The organism is Aliiroseovarius sp. F47248L, from assembly GCF_023016085.1.
Taxonomy (GTDB): Bacteria; Pseudomonadota; Alphaproteobacteria; order Rhodobacterales; family Rhodobacteraceae; genus Aliiroseovarius.
The window spans coordinates 384,894-402,130 of sequence record NZ_JALKBF010000001.1 but is presented as its reverse complement, the minus strand read 5'-3'; the positions used below and the strand labels follow the sequence as shown (position 1 = coordinate 402,130).

General features: G+C 53.7%; 16 protein-coding genes. 11 read left to right on the top strand and 5 right to left on the bottom strand.

The features are described 5' to 3' along the window. Positions 1 to 129: 129 nt before the first annotated feature. From MWU51_RS02060 to MWU51_RS02030, 7 genes are all read left to right on the top strand, one after another. Positions 130 to 1,101 (top strand): carbon-nitrogen hydrolase family protein, encoded by a 972-nt coding sequence (locus MWU51_RS02060; RefSeq protein WP_247034032.1) that lies wholly within the window; start codon positions 130 to 132, stop codon positions 1,099 to 1,101. A 72-nt stretch (positions 1,102 to 1,173) separates the two neighbouring features. Continuing rightward, positions 1,174 to 3,930, top strand: coding sequence for an aminotransferase class I/II-fold pyridoxal phosphate-dependent enzyme (locus MWU51_RS02055; protein WP_247034030.1), 2,757 nt, complete (start codon positions 1,174 to 1,176; stop codon positions 3,928 to 3,930). Between the two features lie 23 nt (positions 3,931 to 3,953). Next, a complete protein-coding gene (locus MWU51_RS02050; protein ID WP_247034024.1) occupies positions 3,954 to 5,414 on the top strand; it encodes a biotin carboxylase in 1,461 nt (486 codons plus the stop codon). A gap of 20 nt (positions 5,415 to 5,434) precedes the next feature. Beyond that, positions 5,435 to 6,409, top strand: coding sequence for a C45 family peptidase (locus tag MWU51_RS02045; RefSeq protein ID WP_247038651.1), 975 nt, complete (start codon positions 5,435 to 5,437; stop codon positions 6,407 to 6,409). A 674-nt stretch (positions 6,410 to 7,083) separates the two neighbouring features. Then, positions 7,084 to 7,377 carry a DUF1127 domain-containing protein gene (locus MWU51_RS02040; RefSeq protein WP_247034022.1) on the top strand — a complete coding sequence of 98 codons (294 nt, stop codon included), beginning with the start codon at positions 7,084 to 7,086 and terminating at the stop codon, positions 7,375 to 7,377. Between the two features lie 156 nt (positions 7,378 to 7,533). Then, complete coding sequence (locus MWU51_RS02035; protein ID WP_348646749.1) at positions 7,534 to 7,986, top strand: DNA starvation/stationary phase protection protein; 453 nt, start codon at positions 7,534 to 7,536, stop codon at positions 7,984 to 7,986. Positions 7,987 to 8,236: 250 nt separating this feature from the next. Further along, positions 8,237 to 9,493 (top strand): MFS transporter, encoded by a 1,257-nt coding sequence (locus MWU51_RS02030; RefSeq protein WP_247034017.1) that lies wholly within the window; start codon positions 8,237 to 8,239, stop codon positions 9,491 to 9,493. 30 nt (positions 9,494 to 9,523) lie between these two features. Here MWU51_RS02030 and MWU51_RS02025 read toward each other — a convergent pair whose 3' ends face one another. The 4 genes from MWU51_RS02025 to MWU51_RS02010 form a co-directional block, all read right to left on the bottom strand. Further along, positions 9,524 to 10,567 carry a PLP-dependent cysteine synthase family protein gene (locus MWU51_RS02025; RefSeq protein WP_247034014.1) on the bottom strand — a complete coding sequence of 348 codons (1,044 nt, stop codon included), beginning with the start codon at positions 10,565 to 10,567 and terminating at the stop codon, positions 9,524 to 9,526. Between the two features lie 255 nt (positions 10,568 to 10,822). Next, complete coding sequence (locus tag MWU51_RS02020) at positions 10,823 to 12,082, bottom strand: D-amino acid dehydrogenase (RefSeq protein WP_247034012.1); 1,260 nt, start codon at positions 12,080 to 12,082, stop codon at positions 10,823 to 10,825. A gap of 126 nt (positions 12,083 to 12,208) precedes the next feature. Then, positions 12,209 to 12,640 (bottom strand): nucleoside diphosphate kinase regulator, encoded by a 432-nt coding sequence (rnk, locus tag MWU51_RS02015; RefSeq protein ID WP_247034010.1) that lies wholly within the window; start codon positions 12,638 to 12,640, stop codon positions 12,209 to 12,211. A 48-nt stretch (positions 12,641 to 12,688) separates the two neighbouring features. Next, a complete protein-coding gene (locus MWU51_RS02010) occupies positions 12,689 to 13,141 on the bottom strand; it encodes a hypothetical protein (protein WP_247034008.1) in 453 nt (150 codons plus the stop codon). 568 nt (positions 13,142 to 13,709) lie between these two features. On the opposite strand from MWU51_RS02010, the gene MWU51_RS02005 reads away from it, so the two are divergent. From MWU51_RS02005 to MWU51_RS01990, 4 genes are all read left to right on the top strand, one after another. Further along, entirely contained in the window at positions 13,710 to 14,015 is a 306-nt protein-coding gene (locus MWU51_RS02005; RefSeq protein ID WP_247034006.1) for a DUF1127 domain-containing protein, read from the top strand. Between the two features lie 105 nt (positions 14,016 to 14,120). Then, positions 14,121 to 14,345 carry a hypothetical protein gene (locus MWU51_RS02000; RefSeq protein WP_247034004.1) on the top strand — a complete coding sequence of 75 codons (225 nt, stop codon included), beginning with the start codon at positions 14,121 to 14,123 and terminating at the stop codon, positions 14,343 to 14,345. Positions 14,346 to 14,499: 154 nt separating this feature from the next. Continuing rightward, positions 14,500 to 15,387, top strand: a complete 888-nt coding sequence (locus tag MWU51_RS01995) for a universal stress protein (RefSeq protein ID WP_247034002.1) — start codon at positions 14,500 to 14,502, stop codon at positions 15,385 to 15,387. A 184-nt stretch (positions 15,388 to 15,571) separates the two neighbouring features. Next, positions 15,572 to 15,787: a hypothetical protein gene (locus tag MWU51_RS01990; protein WP_247033993.1), complete on the top strand. Its 216-nt coding sequence runs from the start codon at positions 15,572 to 15,574 to the stop codon at positions 15,785 to 15,787. Positions 15,788 to 16,496: 709 nt separating this feature from the next. Here MWU51_RS01990 and MWU51_RS01985 read toward each other — a convergent pair. Then, entirely contained in the window at positions 16,497 to 17,237 is a 741-nt protein-coding gene (locus MWU51_RS01985) for a pirin family protein (RefSeq protein ID WP_247033984.1), read from the bottom strand.

The window sequence follows — 17,237 nt, the reverse complement described above, 5'->3', positions numbered from 1 at the left end:
GCGGAAATGCATTCGCTGTGCATATTCAAATTTGGTAAGTATACTTGTCTTAGATACTTAACTGTTCTTCCCTTCAAAAGCAGAGTAGTCTGGACCGATGTGGAAATTTTTTGACGGAGAACGACCTGAATGACGCCATTCGCAATTGCCGGTGTGCAAATGTATGTAAATGCACTGCAGCCAAACGTGGATGGAATGATCCATCGTCTCGACGTTCTCATGGCGCGCTTCCCTTGGACTCAGATGGTATTGTTCAGCGAGTTGGCAGCCTTTGGGCCGTTGAGCAGGTTCGCCCTACCGCTTGAAAATGATACGATCCACCGCTTTCGCGAAGCTGCAATCAAACACAAGATTTGGCTTATACCAGGGTCAATGTTTGAAAAAACCGAAGACGGCAAGATCTACAACACGTCAACCGTCATCAATCCGCAGGGCGAAACAGTCGCGACATACCGCAAAATGTTTCCTTTCCGCCCATATGAAGCAGGCGTTGAAGCCGGAACAGGATTTTGTGTGTTCGACGTGCCTGAAGTCGGTCGGTTTGGTCTGTCGATCTGTTATGACATCTGGTTCCCGGAAACGACCCGTCAGCTTACCAGTCAGGGTGTCGAAGTCTTGTTGCACCCGGTTCTGACAGGCACCACTGACCGCGACGCGGAGCTTGCGATTGCGCGCGCCACTGCGGCCCAGTTTCAGTGTTATGTGATCGACGTTAACGGACTAGGAGCCGGCGGGGTTGGTAAATCCTGCATCATCGACCCTTCGTCTATGGTTTTGCATCAGTCCGCTGGACAAGAGGACATGTTCCCGATTGAATTGGACCTAGACCAGGTTCGCCGACAACGCGAAACTGGAATGAAAGGACTGGGTCAGGTTTTGAAAAGTTTCCGCGACAGATCCGTCGACTTTTCTGTTTATGACCGTGACAGCGGTACTGACGCCTATTTGAAAAATCTCGGGCCTTTGGAAATTCCGACGCAAGGTTCCCGTGCCGGCCTGCATGTTGACGTTCCCGGCCAAACGACGCCTGCCTTGGGCGAAGACACTGCACCAACGCAGGTTACACCACTGCAACATCCTGCAAAGATTTATAGCAGCTAAGACAGGCGCCCCGATCACTAACGATTGCGCTTCAGTCTGCTCTGCATCCGATTAAGAAGGGGGAGACGTTCGATGCAATCAGTGAGCGACTACTATTCCGCTCTCCAACTAAGGTCTGACCGTTGGAGCGCTTTGCGCGACGCCACTGCAGCCCTTTCGAGGGATGCAGGCAGTGACAAAGCAAAACATTCGATCGAAAAGATTAACCAACTTTTCAACTCGCTGTCATTGATCGAAGCCTATTGGGCCTTTCCCGGTATGCAGGCGTTTGACCTCGTTCGTCGCCAATTCGAACATGGCAAATATGACGACGTTGCCTTTTCGGTTCAGCGAATTACCCGGGCCCTTACCACAGGCGCGTATCGGCGCAGGCATGTTCCGCTGGAGCGCGACAGTGTTGACGCGGACGAACATGAGGACGAAGTCGTCCAGTCATTGGAAGCACGGGCGCTGACCAAGCCTTATTTCGAGGTTCTGGTTGTCGATGATCTGAACGAGCATCAGGAACGCTGGCTTAAAAACAGCTTCTCGCGCATGCGGCGCGACGAAGATCCATTTCACTATGAAATCGTGGTAGTCCCCAGTTTACAGGATGCTCTGATCGGGGTTTTGTTCAACCACAACATTCAAGCCATCGTTGTGCGACCCGGATTGAAGATGGATTCGCAGGTCGAGCTGGCCATTTTGACACGTTACTTGAACCGCGCAGGCGGGATCGAGGATATCGAGGCGTTAGAGCCTGAAAGCTACGGCCCCGAACTGTGCCGTCTGGTCGCAAAAGTCCGCCCTGAACTTGATGCCTATCTGGTCACGGATCGCTCGGTCGAGGATATTGCCGGTCTGGATCTGGGGATCTGCCGCCGCGTGTTCTATAATCAGGAGGACTTTCTTGAACTGCATCTGAATATATTGCGCGGCGTTCAGGCGCGTTTCAAAACTCCGTTCTTCACCGCTTTGGTCGAGTATTCAAAGCAACCCACGGGTGTTTTCCATGCCCTGCCGATCAGCCGCGGAAAATCCATTTCTCGTAGCCACTGGATTCAGGATATGGGCGCCTTTTACGGCCCCAACATCTTCATGGCCGAAACGTCGGCAACGTCGGGGGGGCTGGACAGCCTGTTGGAACCCCACGGCCCAATTAAAGAAGCACAGGAACTGGCAAGCCGCGCGTTCGGCTCCAAGCAGACTTTTTTTGCCACCAATGGCACGTCGACATGCAACAAGATCGTGGTTCAGGGTTTGGTTCGGCCGGGCGACATTGTATTGGTGGATCGGGATTGCCACAAATCGCACCATTACGGCATGGTTCTGGCGGGTGCACAGGTTGTCTATCTCGACAGCTATCCGTTGAATGAATACTCGATGTATGGCGCAGTGCCCCTGCGTGAGATCAAGCATCAACTGCTCGAACTAAAGGCCGAGGGCAAGCTGGATCGCGTGCGGATGCTGCTGCTGACAAACTGCACCTTCGACGGCATCGTTTACAATGTCGAACGGGTGATGGAGGAATGTCTGGCGATCAAGCCCGACCTTGTTTTTCTGTGGGATGAAGCCTGGTTTGCCTTTGCCCGGTTTGGTCCGACCTATCGCCAGCGCACAGCCATGAATGCGGCAAACAACTTACGTGATCGCTTGCGAACCGATGATCACGAACGGGCCTATCTAGAGCAGCAAAAAAAGCTTGAGAAAGCCGACGAAGAGACATTGCTGAACACGCGCCTCATCCCGCCGCCAGATGCCAGAATTCGTGTTTATGCCACCCATTCAACCCACAAAACCCTTACGTCGCTGCGGCAAGGTTCGATGATCCATGTCAACGATCAAGACTTCAAAGGTGAGGTCGAGGCCAGCTTCCGCGAAGCCTATATGACCCACACGTCAACCTCACCCAACTATCAGATCATTGCGTCGTTGGATGTAGGCCGACGTCAGGTCGAACTTGAAGGCTTTGAGTTTGTCCAAAGACAGGTCGAGGCAGCAATGTCTATGCGTCGAGCGATCTCAACCCATCCGAAACTGCAAAAATACTTCAAGGTTTTGACCGCAGGAGACATGATCCCCCAAAAGCATCGCGAAAGTGGCGTTCAAAGCTACTATGATTCCGAGCAGGGCTGGACCGACATCTGGGATTGTTGGGAACAGGACGAGTTCGTGCTTGATGCCACCCGTGTGACGCTTGCTGTCGGTGGCACTGGTTGGGATGGCGATACGTTTAAAACCAAGATTCTGATGGATAAGTACGGGATTCAGATCAACAAAACCTCACGCAATACAGTTTTGTTTATGACCAATATCGGGACAACCCGTTCATCGGTCGCCTATCTCATCGAGGTTCTGGTCGAAATCGCCTCGGATCTTGATGACCTGCTTGATGATGCCTCGATCATGGAAAGGCGCGGCTTTGAGAAGCGCGTTAACAACCTGATGCATGATCTGCCACCGCTGCCCGATTTCAGCCGTTTCCACGACAGTTTCCGCACTGACCAGACAACATCCGAAGGCGATATCCGCTCGGCGTTTTTTCTAAGCTACGACGAAAAGAACTGCGATTATTTGGAGCTTGAAGGATCGCTAGAATCTGCAGAGGAAGGCGGCGCTGATGTGGTCTCGGCCTCGTTTATCATTCCTTATCCCCCGGGTTTTCCGATCCTGGTGCCCGGACAGGTGGTCAGCCCCGAAATCCTGGCCTTCATGCGGGCGCTGGATGTGAGTGAGATCCACGGATACCGCGAAGACTTAGGGCTGCGTGTCTTCACCCAAGACGCCCTGAAACAGCAGATGAAAACAAATAATGCTCGGCTGAAACTGAATGCCGCGCGAAATAAATAATAAAAGAATAGGGAGAACAAAAAATGCCAACAGCTGTTCTGAAAAACATATCCGAGATCAGACGCCATTTTCACCGCAATGAGGATCCGATCTATTTCATTTCGGCAACCAATTTCAACCTGCTGGGTTTGGATGAATGGTGTAAGAACTTTAAATACATATGCTATATCGATTGTTACGATGGCAAACATCCCAACGTGTTCTGCCCGTCTGAACAGCCACATGCCGAATTCCAGTCGATCGAAGATATCAACAACTACCTTCTTCAGCACAAGGAGGTGATCGACCTTGTGAAACGGCGGGGCGGCAAGCCGAAATTTGTTTTCCTGATGTTTGATGAAGAGACCGAACGGCTGGCCAAAGAGCTTGGTGCAGAGGTTTGGTTTCCCAAGGCGAAATTGCGCACCAAAATGGATAATAAGATCGAAACCGTGCGCATCGGCAACAAGGCCGGGGTCCCGTCGGTGCCCAACGTATTGGCCGAGGTCAAAGACTATGACGATCTGCGCAAGACCTGCGAGAAAGCAGGCATTGGTCACGATCTTGTCTTGCAGTCCGCCTTCGGGGACAGCGGCCATACGACGTTTTTCATCAAATCCGAAGCCGATTTCCGCCGCCACGAACACGAGATTGTGGGCGAAGGCGAGATCAAGATCATGAAGCGGATCGACTGCCGCGGTTCAGCGATCGAGGCCTGCGCCACCAAGCAAGGCACCATCGTCGGCCCGCTGATGACCGAACTTGTCGGCTTCAAAGAGCTGACCCCATATCGTGGCGGCTGGTGTGGCAACGAAATCCTTTCCACTGCGTTCCCGCCCAAAGTTCGCCAGAAAGCCCGCGAACTGACCTTTAAATTCGGCGAGCAACTGCGCAAAGAAGGCTATCGCGGCTATTTCGAGCTGGATTTCCTGATCGACAAAAAGACCGGTGACATCTGGCTGGGAGAGTTGAACCCGCGCATTACGGGCGCGTCCTCAATGACCAACCATGCCGCTTTCGCCCATGCTGACGCCCCGCTGTTTTTGTTCCATCTGCTTGAGTTTTCGAAGAAGAAATTCGAACTGGATGTGAACGAGTTGAACAATCGCTGGGCCGATCCTGCAATGATCGACAGCTGGTCGCAGATGGTCATCAAACACACCGAGGACAATGTTGATATCGCAACCGAAGTGCCCGAAACCGGCATTTACAAGATGCACGAAGACGGCAGTATCAGTTTTGACCGTTTCGACTATCACCGTCGTGCCGTCGAGAGCGAGAATGAGGCATTTTTCCTGCGCATACTCCAGCCGGGTGACTATCGCTATGAGGGGGCCGATATCGGCATTCTGGTGACCCGTGGCCGCTCGATGACGCCTGGATTCCAGTTGAACGAACGTGGCAAGCGCTGGATCCATGGCATCAAGCAGGGTGTATCTGGTCGCCCGCTTCCCGTTGCCGTGGCAGGGCCGGAACTCTCAGACCCAGCGTTCAAGATTCTGTAGATGTTAGTGAGCTCATGCGACTGAATTGGCGTGCCATATCCGAAGCTGAACCCGGTCCTAGATGGGCCGGGTTATTTGACGAATACTGGCCTGCCTATCATCGTTGGTGGATGAGCGAAGGCGCGGAAGCGCGTCCCGGGTATTGGGACAGTCAACAAGCCCTTAGAAAGCACATGCCAGAAATGGTTCCGCTGTATGAACAGCTTTGTGAACTTGCTGGCGGCTCGGACCACGCTGCACGGTTTCTGAGCTTTTATTGCCCGCCTGCCTACTTATCCGGCTGCTCTCAAGCTATCTGGCCGGGAGCAGAGCCGGTTCTGGTCCGCAACTATGACTATAGTCCACACGCTTTTGACAGCCTGATCCTGCACACCAAATGGCAGGGCAGAACCGTAATGGGCACCAGTGATGGCCTGTGGGGGCTGGTCGATGGCATAAACGATGCAGGGCTTGCGATCTCTCTCACTTTTGGTGGGCGTCGGGTGGTTGGTGACGGCTTTGGTGTGCCGTTGATCCTGCGCTATGTCTTGCAAACTTGCGAGACCGCGGAAGACGCGGGCAAGGTTCTGGCGCGTGTACCAACGCATATGAGCTATAACGTAACCGTTGTGGACGCCAAACGCCGCTATCTAACGGCTTTGATGGCGCCGGATCGGGCGACGCTCATCACCCACGCCGCCGTTGCAACAAATCATCAGGAAAGGGTCGAATGGGCGAGCCATGCGCGGCTAACAGCCACGGTCGAGCGGGAACGTTTCTTGCTTCAACGCCTTACCCTGCACACTGAGCCCGAAGAAAAATTTATAGGTGCGTTTTTGAAACCACCCCTCTATTCGTCTGCATTCGATCACGGGTTTGGCACGCTTTACACGGCCGTCTACCGACCGCGGAAACGGGAAATGGAGGTGTACTGGCCAAAAGCACGTTGGCGATTGGACCTGCGAAAATTTCAAGAAGGCGAACAGCAGATTTTCACCCCAACTCATGCTGTTTAGTACCTGCGCCATAGACGATGAGCCCAAAGGCGAGCTCCATTCCAATATTTCTTAAATCTAGGGTGGCCAACTCAATGGGGACGGATCACGTTGCACTTCAGAGGTTGTCAAACAAAGGCCTACTAAATCTAGCGGACCAATCAGCATTGGACACGCAAAGAGTTTGCGCTGAATAAGCGCTCGGGGTTAGCAGTAGCCCCATCCAAGGTGGGCTAACCCCTGAACGATGCGGTTCTGAAGCATTTGGCTCGTTCTTTTGCACCCGTTGCGTCAGCCCGGCAGAGGAAGGTGCGGCCTGGCAAACTGATTGAGGGAATACCAGTCAGGCCTGTCAAACCATATTGATCCCCCCTGAAAAGCTTCCACGTCTGGGCGGTGTGTTTCCCGCTATAAGCGCATTCATGCCAATGGGTGACAGGGGGTGATAGATGTCTTGAACAACCACATCCCGAAGCCCATATGAGGAGCATGATGTTGTTCAGTTTTCATAAAAGGTCCCCGATTGTCGCGGGAAGACTACTGAACCGCCTGTAGCCCCAGGCGGACGCAGCGTTCGTGCGCGTCCTTGCTCTGGGGTTATTCTGATCTCTCATCCAAAAATGAAAATGAACGAAGATGACCCGCCATTGGTGCGGGAAGATCCACGTTCCATCTTATCAGAATCGGAGGATAGCATGTCTATTTATCTGACTAGAAAAATGATCAACATTCCTATGCACGACGATCGGACCGACGACGGTATGGGTCTTTTCGCACGGTTGCGCTATACATTAGTCGACAAGTGGCAACGCCGCAAAATGACCGTCGAATTGCAGGACCTTGATGACCGAATGCTCGCTGATATTGGGCTTTTCCGAGACGAGATTCCCAGTTTTGTGGCGGCCTGCCACAAGCGAAAGGCACGGATCAGTCCGCGTCAAGCCGGTATCGACAACATCGATCACCTGGGCGCGTTGCGACCGTCGTGATCGGGATGGCAGTTGGAAACAGCGCGCTGTTGTGACACTTGATGTCATGCGAACAGCGTGCAACTCCACCACCCTTGTCCCGGCACGAATGCGCATCCGCAAAGCCCCACTTTCAGAATTGGAGAAGACATGACCACGACTTCGAAACAAACTGCCATGACCGACACCCCCAAATCCGATATTCGGAATGCCAAGCCGGTTGTCGATGCATTGGCTGACGTGTTGAACGACACCTATGCGCTTATCATCAAGACCCATACCTACCACTGGAACGTGACGGGTCCGTTGTTCTTTGCCGTACACAGCCTGACGGAAGAGCAATACGACGAGATGTTCGCGGCGGCGGATGTGATTGCCGAACGGATCAGGGCGCTGGGTCAGCTCGCATCGGTAAAGGTCTCGGACACGGACAAAAGCGCGAACGACGCACTGAGCGCGGTTCAGATGATCAACGACCTTCTGGCGGATCACGAAACGCTGACAGAGCGTGCGCGTGCCTTGGTTGAAATCGCGGAAGCGGAAAATGATCCGGCGACCGCCGACCTTGCAACGGAACGCGCAGCTTTTCATGAAAAGACGGCCTGGATGCTACGATCACTGGCCGCCTAGCCTCATTAAATAATCTAGACAAACAACGAGCCCCGGCATCCCCGGGGCTTGTTTCATCTGTTCGCGTCAGACATGCTTGCCATCCGTTCCGGTATTGATCCCACTTGTGATGACAAAGCAGGAATCGGAGTGCAAACAGCCATTCATTAAATGTCGACAAAATCGGTGTTTCTAGGCAGGGTTGTTGAAGGCATACCCCTGCCCACACTTCCTTGAACACAACCTCAAGGGCGAAGACCGGAGCACGAACTTGGCACAAAGCATTCGCGAAATTCTTGTTTCGGTAAAAGCCCTTCTGGGAGGCACTGCAGCCTTCATGATCGGCAACAGCCTTTTGGGTGTCATATTGCCGCTTCGGATGGAGGGTGCTGGCTATCCCGTCGCCCTTACCGGCGCGATTATGGCTGCCTATTACCTTGGTCTGGCATTGGGTGGTCTGCGTGGCAAACACGTGATTTTTCGCATCGGACATATTCGGGCCTTCGCCGTTTTCGCGGCGCTGACCGCTGCTGCGACGCTGGCATATGCGGCCTTTTTCCATCCCGTCGCCTGGCTGATCCTGCGCATTGTCAACGGCTTCTGTATCGCTGGTTTGACAGCCACGATTGAAAGCTGGCTTAACACCCGCAGCAGCAACGAGACGCGCGGACGGGTTCTCAGTTTCTACATGTTAACCTTTTATCTTGCGATTGCGACGGGGCAGACGCTGGTCAACATCACAGATGTCTCTGGTCCTGACCTCTTTATGTTGGCGGCGTCCCTGATCGGACTTGCACTGATCCCGGTTGCAATGACCAGCTTGGGCGAACCCAATCTAAGCGAGAGCCGTGTGCTGAACGTCAGGGATCTTTATTCGGCGTCGAAGGTTGGCGTGGTCGGTGCAGGCGTGGCAGGTCTGATGGTCGGGTCCTTCTATGCGATGGGCGTGGTGTTTGCGCTTAAAATCGGTCTGGGCGTGTCGCAAGCTGCCATGTTTATGAGCGCCGTGGTTCTTGGGGGGCTGGTGTTCCAACTTCCCATGGGCGTGGTGGCAGACAGGTTTGACAGGCGCATTGTCATGTCTGGTGCATTGATCACTGTCGGCACCGCATGGGGGATACTGGCCACTTTTGTTGCCTCAGGTCTGCCCTTTACGACTTTGCTGACCATGGCCGTATTCTTTGGGGGGGCGATGAGCAGCGTCTATCCGCTCTGCGTTGCGCAAACCTTCGACCGTTTGGAACGGAAATACTACATCGCAGCGTCTGGCCGCTTGCTTATGGTATATTCAATCGGGGCGACGATCGGCCCGGTGCTCGCCGCAACGCTTATGTCAGCCTACGGTCCGTCCAGCTTTTTTATCTTCGAAAGCGCCGTCGCAATTCTCTATGCAGTTTTCGTGCTGACCCAAGTCGCCATACGGCCAGTCATTCCAGCAGACCAACAGGAACGGTATGTACCGCTTCCGGATGTTACGCCCATCGCTATGGCACTTGATCCCCGCACGGACCCCGTCAAACCAAAATAATCATTCTGTTGATCAGGCTACAGTGAATGGTCAACCATGGGCGGCCACCAACTCTTCGTGATATCTTTGGCAATCACCGATACAGTCACTGACCCAATCAGAATTGTAATAGGTGTCTAGATACCGTTCCCCACTGTCGCACAACAACGTGACGATAGAGCCTTGGCGACCTTCCTTGACCATGTCCTGAGCAACCCGCAAAGCCCCCCAAAGGTTTGTGCCTGTTGATGGGCCCGCCTTGCGTCCGATCAGCTCTTCCAGCCACAACATGGTGGCAATACTGGCGGCATCAGGCACTTGTATCATGTGGTCGATCACACCGGGTTGAAACGAGTGCTCTACCTTTGGGCGGCCGATCCCTTCCACCCGGCTGGATTTGTCGGAAATCAGACTGCGATCACCGCTTATATAGCTGTCATAGAAAACTGAATTTTCCGGATCGACGACCGTAAGTTCGGTGTCATAGCCCTTGTATCGGATATATCGACCCAGAGTCGCCGACGTGCCGCCCGTGCCAGCGCCCATGATTAAATGCGAAGGGATCGGGTGAGGTTCGCGTTCCATCTGCGTGAACACGCTTTCAGCAATGTTGTTGTTGCCACGCCAATCTGTCGCTCGCTCGGCATAGGTGAACTGATCCATGAAATAGCCATCAATCGCGCCGGCCAAATCGACCGATGCGCTGTGCATTTGCGGAGCGGAACCCACAAAGTGAATTTGACCGCCATAGAATTCAATCAGCTTGATCTTGCTGCGCGCGGTGCTTTCGGGAACAACGGCAATGAAGGGCACGCCAATCATGCGCGCGAAGTAGGCTTCAGACACGGCTGTGCTTCCAGAAGACGCCTCAACGATGGTCGTGCCTTCCCGAATTTTGCCGTTGCACAGCGCATACAAGAAGAGCGACCGTGCTAGCCGATGCTTGAGGCTTCCCGTCGGATGGGTGCTTTCGTCTTTCAGATAGATGTCCACGCCCCCAAGGCGCGGCAAAGGGAGCTTGAAAAGATGAGTGTCAGCTGAACGATGCGCATCCGCGTTGATCTTTCCGATTGCGTCAGTAACCCAGCTGTTCATCCAGTGTCCTTTCTGGCGGTTGTGTCAATCCGGCACTTTGTCTCTCATCTTATCAGGTTCACCTTCCCAGATGCACCCAGACAAACACCGAACCACGTCAGACCGTGCTTTCACCTTCGGACCATGAACCCATCTGATCCAGATGGTTCTCGGACTTTTGAAGTAAGTCGCCCGCATATCTTGGCTCGCGAGCCCGAAATCTGTTTCGTCAACCTTCTACGGTTGCGCTTCTTTCCGGACCGCGGGGCACGCGTGCTATCGGGCGTATCGAGCCGCCGTCAGTCCGTCCATAGAAATCTCTGGTGTCTTGCCCAGAACGATGTCGGCCACTGCGCGACCCGAGCCGCAGGCCATCGTCCAGCCCAGTGTCCCATGCCCCGTATTCAAAAACAGGTTGTCATACTGCGTTGGGCCCAAAACCGGCGTTCCATCAGGCGTCATCGGGCGCAGACCGGTCCAGCCTTCGGCCTTAGAAATATCTCCGCCTTTGGGAAACAGATCTTTGATCACGTGCTTGACGGTATCCGTGGCATGTGGGCCTAGGCGATCGGAATAGCCCGCAATCTCGGCTTGTCCTGCAACACGGATGCGATCCCCCAAACGCGTGATCGCGACTTTATGGGTTTCGTCCATGATCGTGGATTGCGGTGCGAACGCATCGTCGGTGACAGGCAAGGTCACCGAATAGCCCTTGACCGGGTAAACCGGCAGCTTGATCCCGATTGGGGTCAACACGTTCACAGCATAGCTGCCCATAGCACAAACATAAGCGTCCCCACTGATGCGACCGGCGATTTCCGTGTCAACACCTACAACCTTGCCTCCCTCGACAGCGATCGATTTGATGGATTGGCCATAGTGGAATTCAACCCCCATCTCGTTGCATTTTTCGGTCAGGGCGATTGTGAACATGCGGCAATCGCCGGTGCGATCTGCAGTCAGACGCAAGCCACCAACGAACTTGTTGCGCACCTCGGTAAGCGCAGGTTCGACGGCGATACAGGCGTCGCGACCCAGCACTTCGTAAGGCGATCCATATTCCGTTAAAATATCCTGATCAGCCTTTGATGCCTTCATCTGTTTGGCCGTGCGAAACAGTTGCAATGTGCCCTGCTGACGCCCGTCATATTCGATGCCTGTTTCGGCAATCAGATCTGGCATGACATCGCGCGAGTAGCTTGAGATACGCACCATGCGCCCCTTGTTGATGCGATAGCTTTCCTCGTTGCAGTTTCGCACCATCTGCACGCACCATTTCCACATGGTCGGGCTGATCAAAGGCCAGATAAACAAAGGGCGGCGCTTCATAAACATCCACTTGACGGCTTTCATCGGAATGCCGGGGGCTGCCCATGGTGATGTCATGCCATAGCTCAACTGCCCCGCGTTGGCATAGCTCGTCTCAAGACCCGGCCCGGTCTGACGGTCGATCACCACGACTTCTGCGCCTTGTTTTGCCAGATAATATGCAGTGGTGACGCCAATGACACCCGCGCCCATAACGACAACTTTCATCACAAACACCTTTCGATTGCAGTGCGCAGTATGAACTACGCTAAATCTTTTACATATCTGATCTCAGGCGAGCACCGTGCCGCATGGGCGGTGCTCGCCTGAATGGTCTGTTCCGCACCGCTGACTTCAAATATCGATTTCAGGTTGCTCGACACCGATTATGGTCAACGTGCGGCGCTGGTTCTCCCGTGTATCCCAGTAGAAGCTTGCGCCTTCGGCCAGCCCCAGCAAAGCCACACCGATGGGTGTCATCACCGACACTCGAAACTGCGTGATATCGGCATCTTCAGGATAGACCAGCGTCACCGTTTTATTTTGCCTCGTGCTTTCATCACGGTAGGTTACGGTGCTGCCAATGCCCACAACATTTTTCGGCATCTTGGAAGGCGAAACAATCCGCGCCCGGCTGATTTCATCAAGCAGGCGGTCAGCGAGTGCCGGATGACGCCTCATCATGCCATCCACCAGCCCTTCTAAATGCGTAATATCATCCGCGTTAATAACGATTTTCGGGTTTCGGTTACGTGATGTTTTCGGTGTTTGGATAGAGGTAGACATAGATAGTCTCTTTTCGTTCAAGGGTAAGTGCGGGACGTGGTCAAGGACCTAGATCGGACTTGAGACGTCGACCACGGCAAGCCTGCCGATGGTTCCGTCTTCGCGCAGAAGCGGCGCACGTTGACCGACCCGCATCCCGATCAGGGTGGCTCCAAGCAACGACGCAACGGGGATAACTCCGCTGGGCAATCCTGCTCTGGCCCGGTGGACAAGCAAACCAGTCTGGGGCGTTTCGTCATCAATTGCATAGGTGACGCGTGATCCACCGATCGCCAGATCAGAACAATGCAACCCTTCCACGGGCCGCGTGTTCATCAACTTATTTGCCAGAACATACGCAAGAAGTTTAGAGCTGGAGCGCAAAGCACAATCACATGCATCAAGATGTTCCTGCAGTTTCCGGTGGTCCGCTTTAGGCAAGGCCAATGGTGTGTTCAGCAGTGCGCTGCTAAGGGAATGGACTGCGATGGTTGCCCGGTCAGGCTGACTGAGATCGAACATTATTTCTCCTCCGGCGACAGACGCCTTGTTCACGTTTCAGGAATGTGAGGAGACCCCGGGGGTGTGGCAGGCGCGGACGCGCCTAGACCGCCCGGGGAAAGGGGCGGTTCAGCAATAGAAATCGAGAATGTTCTGCATGTACCATCATGTAAATGGACCTAGGTATTGATGGATCAATAGTCAATCCAGAGACGCAAACATAGGCATTCTAGGCATTCTGTGGCCCAAATGGCCCACAATCTGGTGGGTCGGCGTCGATTACCACTGATTAAGTCTATCAGGATTGAAAGCGCGGCTTATACGTCCCATATATGAACCATGATGATAACCCGCTCGCATAAGAGGTTCCTGCCTTTCGCAGGAAAGACACTGAACCGCCGGTAGCCCCGGGCGGGGCTGGCAAATGTTGCCGCTCCACGCCTCGGGGTTGTTACAGATCATCTAGATCTGATTGAGAAGACGCAGGTTTTGCACCGCATCGCTTTCGCTTGCGATATTTCGCCTCTCGAAATCCTACGACAGCAATACCGACGTCACGGCTTCAGCTACCTTATGCTTGGAGGATGACATGCATCCCATATTGTTTCACCATAATTTCTTGGATCTGCGACCGAACTGGGCGGAAACGAACACCCTTTCCGTGTCTGAAGAGGATGGGTTTTTGCGCCGCTGGTGGCGTTCGACCATCCGAAGCTGGAAACGGCGCAAACTGATCGCGGCGATGCAAGCGTTGGACGATCGTGTGCTCAGAGACATGGGCATCTGTCGTCAAGACATAGAACGCATTGTAGACGCTTTCGATGATCGTGAACTTGGAATGGTTCCGCTGGCAGCGGATCAGAGTTCAACTGGTGAATATCAAGGCGCCGTTTGATCAGTGATTTGATGTACGCCATCGGATCGGGTCATTCTCCGCCTGTCAAGGAGTGACCCAATCCACCAAAAACGACATACATATCAATCCGAAAGGGCCAATCCAATGATGATTAGTAAAGTTGACTTTGAAGAACTGTTTCCACATTTGTTCTCATCCAAGTCAGGACCGGCAGATGACCGTCCATCAAGGGCTGTACCAGCATCTTCTATGGGTAACGCCAATGCGATGATGCCTGCCGCCGTTCTTTATGCACCGGTGTGGGCAGCATGGTCCATGCTGGCCAGTCTCGGGTCCATGGCTGGACCGAAAGGGGCGCGTGCCAAATAAAAACCGAGGCAGCACGCCTTTCCCGCAAGTCTCAGCTGTTCAGCTAAAAGGCCACCAATTCAGACCGATTCTGCCAAATACGCACGGTGACAAACGATGATCTTTGCCAGATTGCAGCGTTGGAGTAAAGTCGCTCTACATGGAGACAAAGACCATGACACGCTTGACGATCCTCGCTGCCATTGGGCAACTTCCGCAGGATGTTGCTGTCCTTCATCGCGCCCTTGAAATATCAACGGCGTCTCGGTCTGAATTACACCTTGTACACGTTCTCGATCTTCCCGGAGACGCCGCGGATCTGACTGACATTACCACCTTTCTGGGTCAGGCAGCCTTTGCGGCGCGCGACGTTATCGCAGGTGCCGTAGTCGAGCTGGGGACAGACCCTTCTGATGTTCAGATACACATTGAGTTGGGAACGCATGCTTTTCGACTGATCGAGGTATGTAGAGAGATATCGCCTGACCTGATTGTAATGCGTGCTCACCAAAGGGTGAAAATCTCCGAAAGATTGCTTGGCTCAACCACGGACAGAGTTATTGCCGCAACGCAGATACCGGTGCTCGTGGTGAAAAGGCCCGTTGGACGTCGATATGGCGGGGTCATGCTGGCCACCAATGGCAACGACGACGCATTGAAAGCGTCTCATTTTGTATCCACCCTTCTACCAGAAAACCAGTTGCACGTGGTCCAAGTCGTACAAATCCCGCCCCAACTCAAAGAAGCCATGTTGCGCGCCGGGTCCCAAACGGCTGAACTTGCGGCCTATCTGCGCAACCTGGCGAAGAACGCCGAGGGTCACTTGAAAGATCTGTCGGAAAAGAGCGGGCTGGGTGTCACGTCGGAGGTGTTGAAAGGCGACCCTGTAAAGACGCTGACACGCCTGTGCCGCCATCAAGACTTCGATCTGATCGCTCTTGGCCAAGGGCGATCCAGTCTGATCAGGCGCGCATTTATCGGCAGCGTCTCAAGGCGCCTTCTGCGGGATGCGGCTTGCGATGTATTGATCTGGAAACCGACGCCGATCGACACAACAACTTGATATTGGCGCCAAATATGCAGTTGGACCTTGTTACAAGGATTTCGAAGCAGATTTTGCCGCAATAAGGGTGTGATTGTGCTCGCAATCCGTGGCGATCTGTGACCCGAGACAACGCGGGTGTGCTGGCCGCTGACTACGACACATTCGACCACGAGACTTGGTATTTTCTAACAGGAGAAATGTCTTGGCTTATCTTGGAACCTACAACTCACCGACCGATCTGATGAATGAAAAGGATTTGAGCCACCAAGAAAAGATCGAAATGCTTCAACAATGGCGTGACGATAAGAAAGCCCTCCTGCGCGCGGCAAATGAGGGCATGCAGGGTGGCGACCCCTCGGACATTCTAAGGAAGATCAAGATAGCCCTGCAAGTTCTTAGAACGGATTCCAATCATTGAAAGCTGGTCGGTTGGCCTATGCAATGCTGCCTTTGAAACAAAAACAATAACTGAACGCGGGGACAGGAGTAGGTTCGAACAAAAGATTTGAAATGACCCGCACGGTTTCATCCTAGCTATTCCATCCTGTAGGCTCGGATCTTGGTAGGCTTGTCTATGGGGGTTGCTTACCCCGAGTTGGTCAAGCCCTGCGGCTCATACGCCAACCCGAGATCGCATATCCTCCGTGCCAGCCGGTTGACGACCCATTGCTCAAAGCATTGATGGCGGCCAGCACGCTAAAGTAGCGCAACACAACCGTGATCCATGCTTTCCTACGGCGCGGATTAGAGGCAAGTATTCGGCCTCATGAATGCCATCAGGAATCAACGAGATGGTGTCGATATCTTGTTTCTTCTACATAATCTGAATTATCGTAGATTGAGCAAAGATCAATCAAGACATGACTGATTGAGCATCCGATCGCGGACTTTTCATCGGTGCGTATTGCCAAGAACAAGCTGCGCTGTATCCGAAGACGGTTTAGAGCCGAAACTTCGTCAATGCCGCGATGTGAAGAATGTCTGCCTCCGCCACTGGCGAGTAAAGGGTTTGATGACAGATTTAGGTCTAAGCATCGTGGCTCGAAGGCAAAGCTTCTGCTCGTGAGATATCTCTGGTGGTGAATGGTCTGGCGGCACTTAGGTGCCGCCAGCCTCGTTCGCCAGCCCTAGTGGGCAAGGTCGAAGAACAGGATCTCTGCGGCTTTGCCCTGGTCAAAGGTCAGCGCACCGCTGCCGTCAATGGCGAGCCCATCGCCCTTCGACAAAGCGATCCCATTCACATTCAATGACCCATCAGCAACCTGCACCCAGCCTCTGCGACCAGAACGAAGCTCTGTGTTGATCCTCTGATCACCGTCCAAGGTCGCTGCATAGACACTTGCGTCTGCCTGGGTTGTCATCGACCCGTCGCGCCCATCTCGGGACAGGAACAATTTCAGCTTCCCGTTTTTGTCCTCGTACGACAGATCAATGGTGTCATATGCGGGCTTGGTGTTCTGCACCTCTGGCAGCAACCAGACCTGCAAGAACCGCATTTCATCGGTCGCAGATGGATTGAACTCGGAATGGGTCACGCCCGATCCGGCGCTCATATATTGAACGCCGCCCGCGCTGACGACGGATCCGTTGCCCAGCGAGTCCTTGTGTTCCAGCGCGCCACCTAACACGTACGAGAAGATCTCGGCGTTTTGGTGCGGATGCTGGCCAAACCCTTTGCCACCCGCGACAAGGTCATCGTTGATGACGCGCAAATTTCCAAACCCCATGTGCTTGGGATCATAGTAGTTTCCAAAGCTGAAACTATGCGCTGACTTCAGCCAGCCAAAATCTGCCCGCCCCCTTTCACTGGCGGGGCGAACGGTGAAACTTATGCCACCTTGTTGGGTGGTGTTTTGATCGATGATCAT

Bases quoted from the DNA above. Each gene is read 5' to 3' on its own strand.
- MWU51_RS02060 (WP_247034032.1), top strand. From the start codon at position 130: ATGACGCCATTCGCAATTGCCGGTGTGCAAATGTATGTAAATGCACTG.
- MWU51_RS02055 (WP_247034030.1), top strand. From the start codon at position 1,174: ATGCAATCAGTGAGCGACTACTATTCCGCTCTCCAACTAAGGTCTGAC.
- MWU51_RS02050 (WP_247034024.1), top strand. From the start codon at position 3,954: ATGCCAACAGCTGTTCTGAAAAACATATCCGAGATCAGACGCCATTTT.
- MWU51_RS02040 (WP_247034022.1), top strand. From the start codon at position 7,084: ATGTCTATTTATCTGACTAGAAAAATGATCAACATTCCTATGCACGAC.
- MWU51_RS02035 (WP_348646749.1), top strand. From the start codon at position 7,534: ATGACCGACACCCCCAAATCCGATATTCGGAATGCCAAGCCGGTTGTC.
- MWU51_RS02025 (WP_247034014.1), bottom strand. From the start codon at position 10,567: ATGAACAGCTGGGTTACTGACGCAATCGGAAAGATCAACGCGGATGCG.
- MWU51_RS02020 (WP_247034012.1), bottom strand. From the start codon at position 12,082: ATGAAAGTTGTCGTTATGGGCGCGGGTGTCATTGGCGTCACCACTGCA.
- rnk (WP_247034010.1), bottom strand. From the start codon at position 12,640: ATGTCTACCTCTATCCAAACACCGAAAACATCACGTAACCGAAACCCG.
- MWU51_RS02010 (WP_247034008.1), bottom strand. From the start codon at position 13,141: ATGTTCGATCTCAGTCAGCCTGACCGGGCAACCATCGCAGTCCATTCC.
- MWU51_RS02005 (WP_247034006.1), top strand. From the start codon at position 13,710: ATGCATCCCATATTGTTTCACCATAATTTCTTGGATCTGCGACCGAAC.
- MWU51_RS02000 (WP_247034004.1), top strand. From the start codon at position 14,121: ATGATGATTAGTAAAGTTGACTTTGAAGAACTGTTTCCACATTTGTTC.
- MWU51_RS01995 (WP_247034002.1), top strand. From the start codon at position 14,500: ATGACACGCTTGACGATCCTCGCTGCCATTGGGCAACTTCCGCAGGAT.
- MWU51_RS01985 (WP_247033984.1), bottom strand. From the start codon at position 17,237: ATGATCATCGATCAAAACACCACCCAACAAGGTGGCATAAGTTTCACC.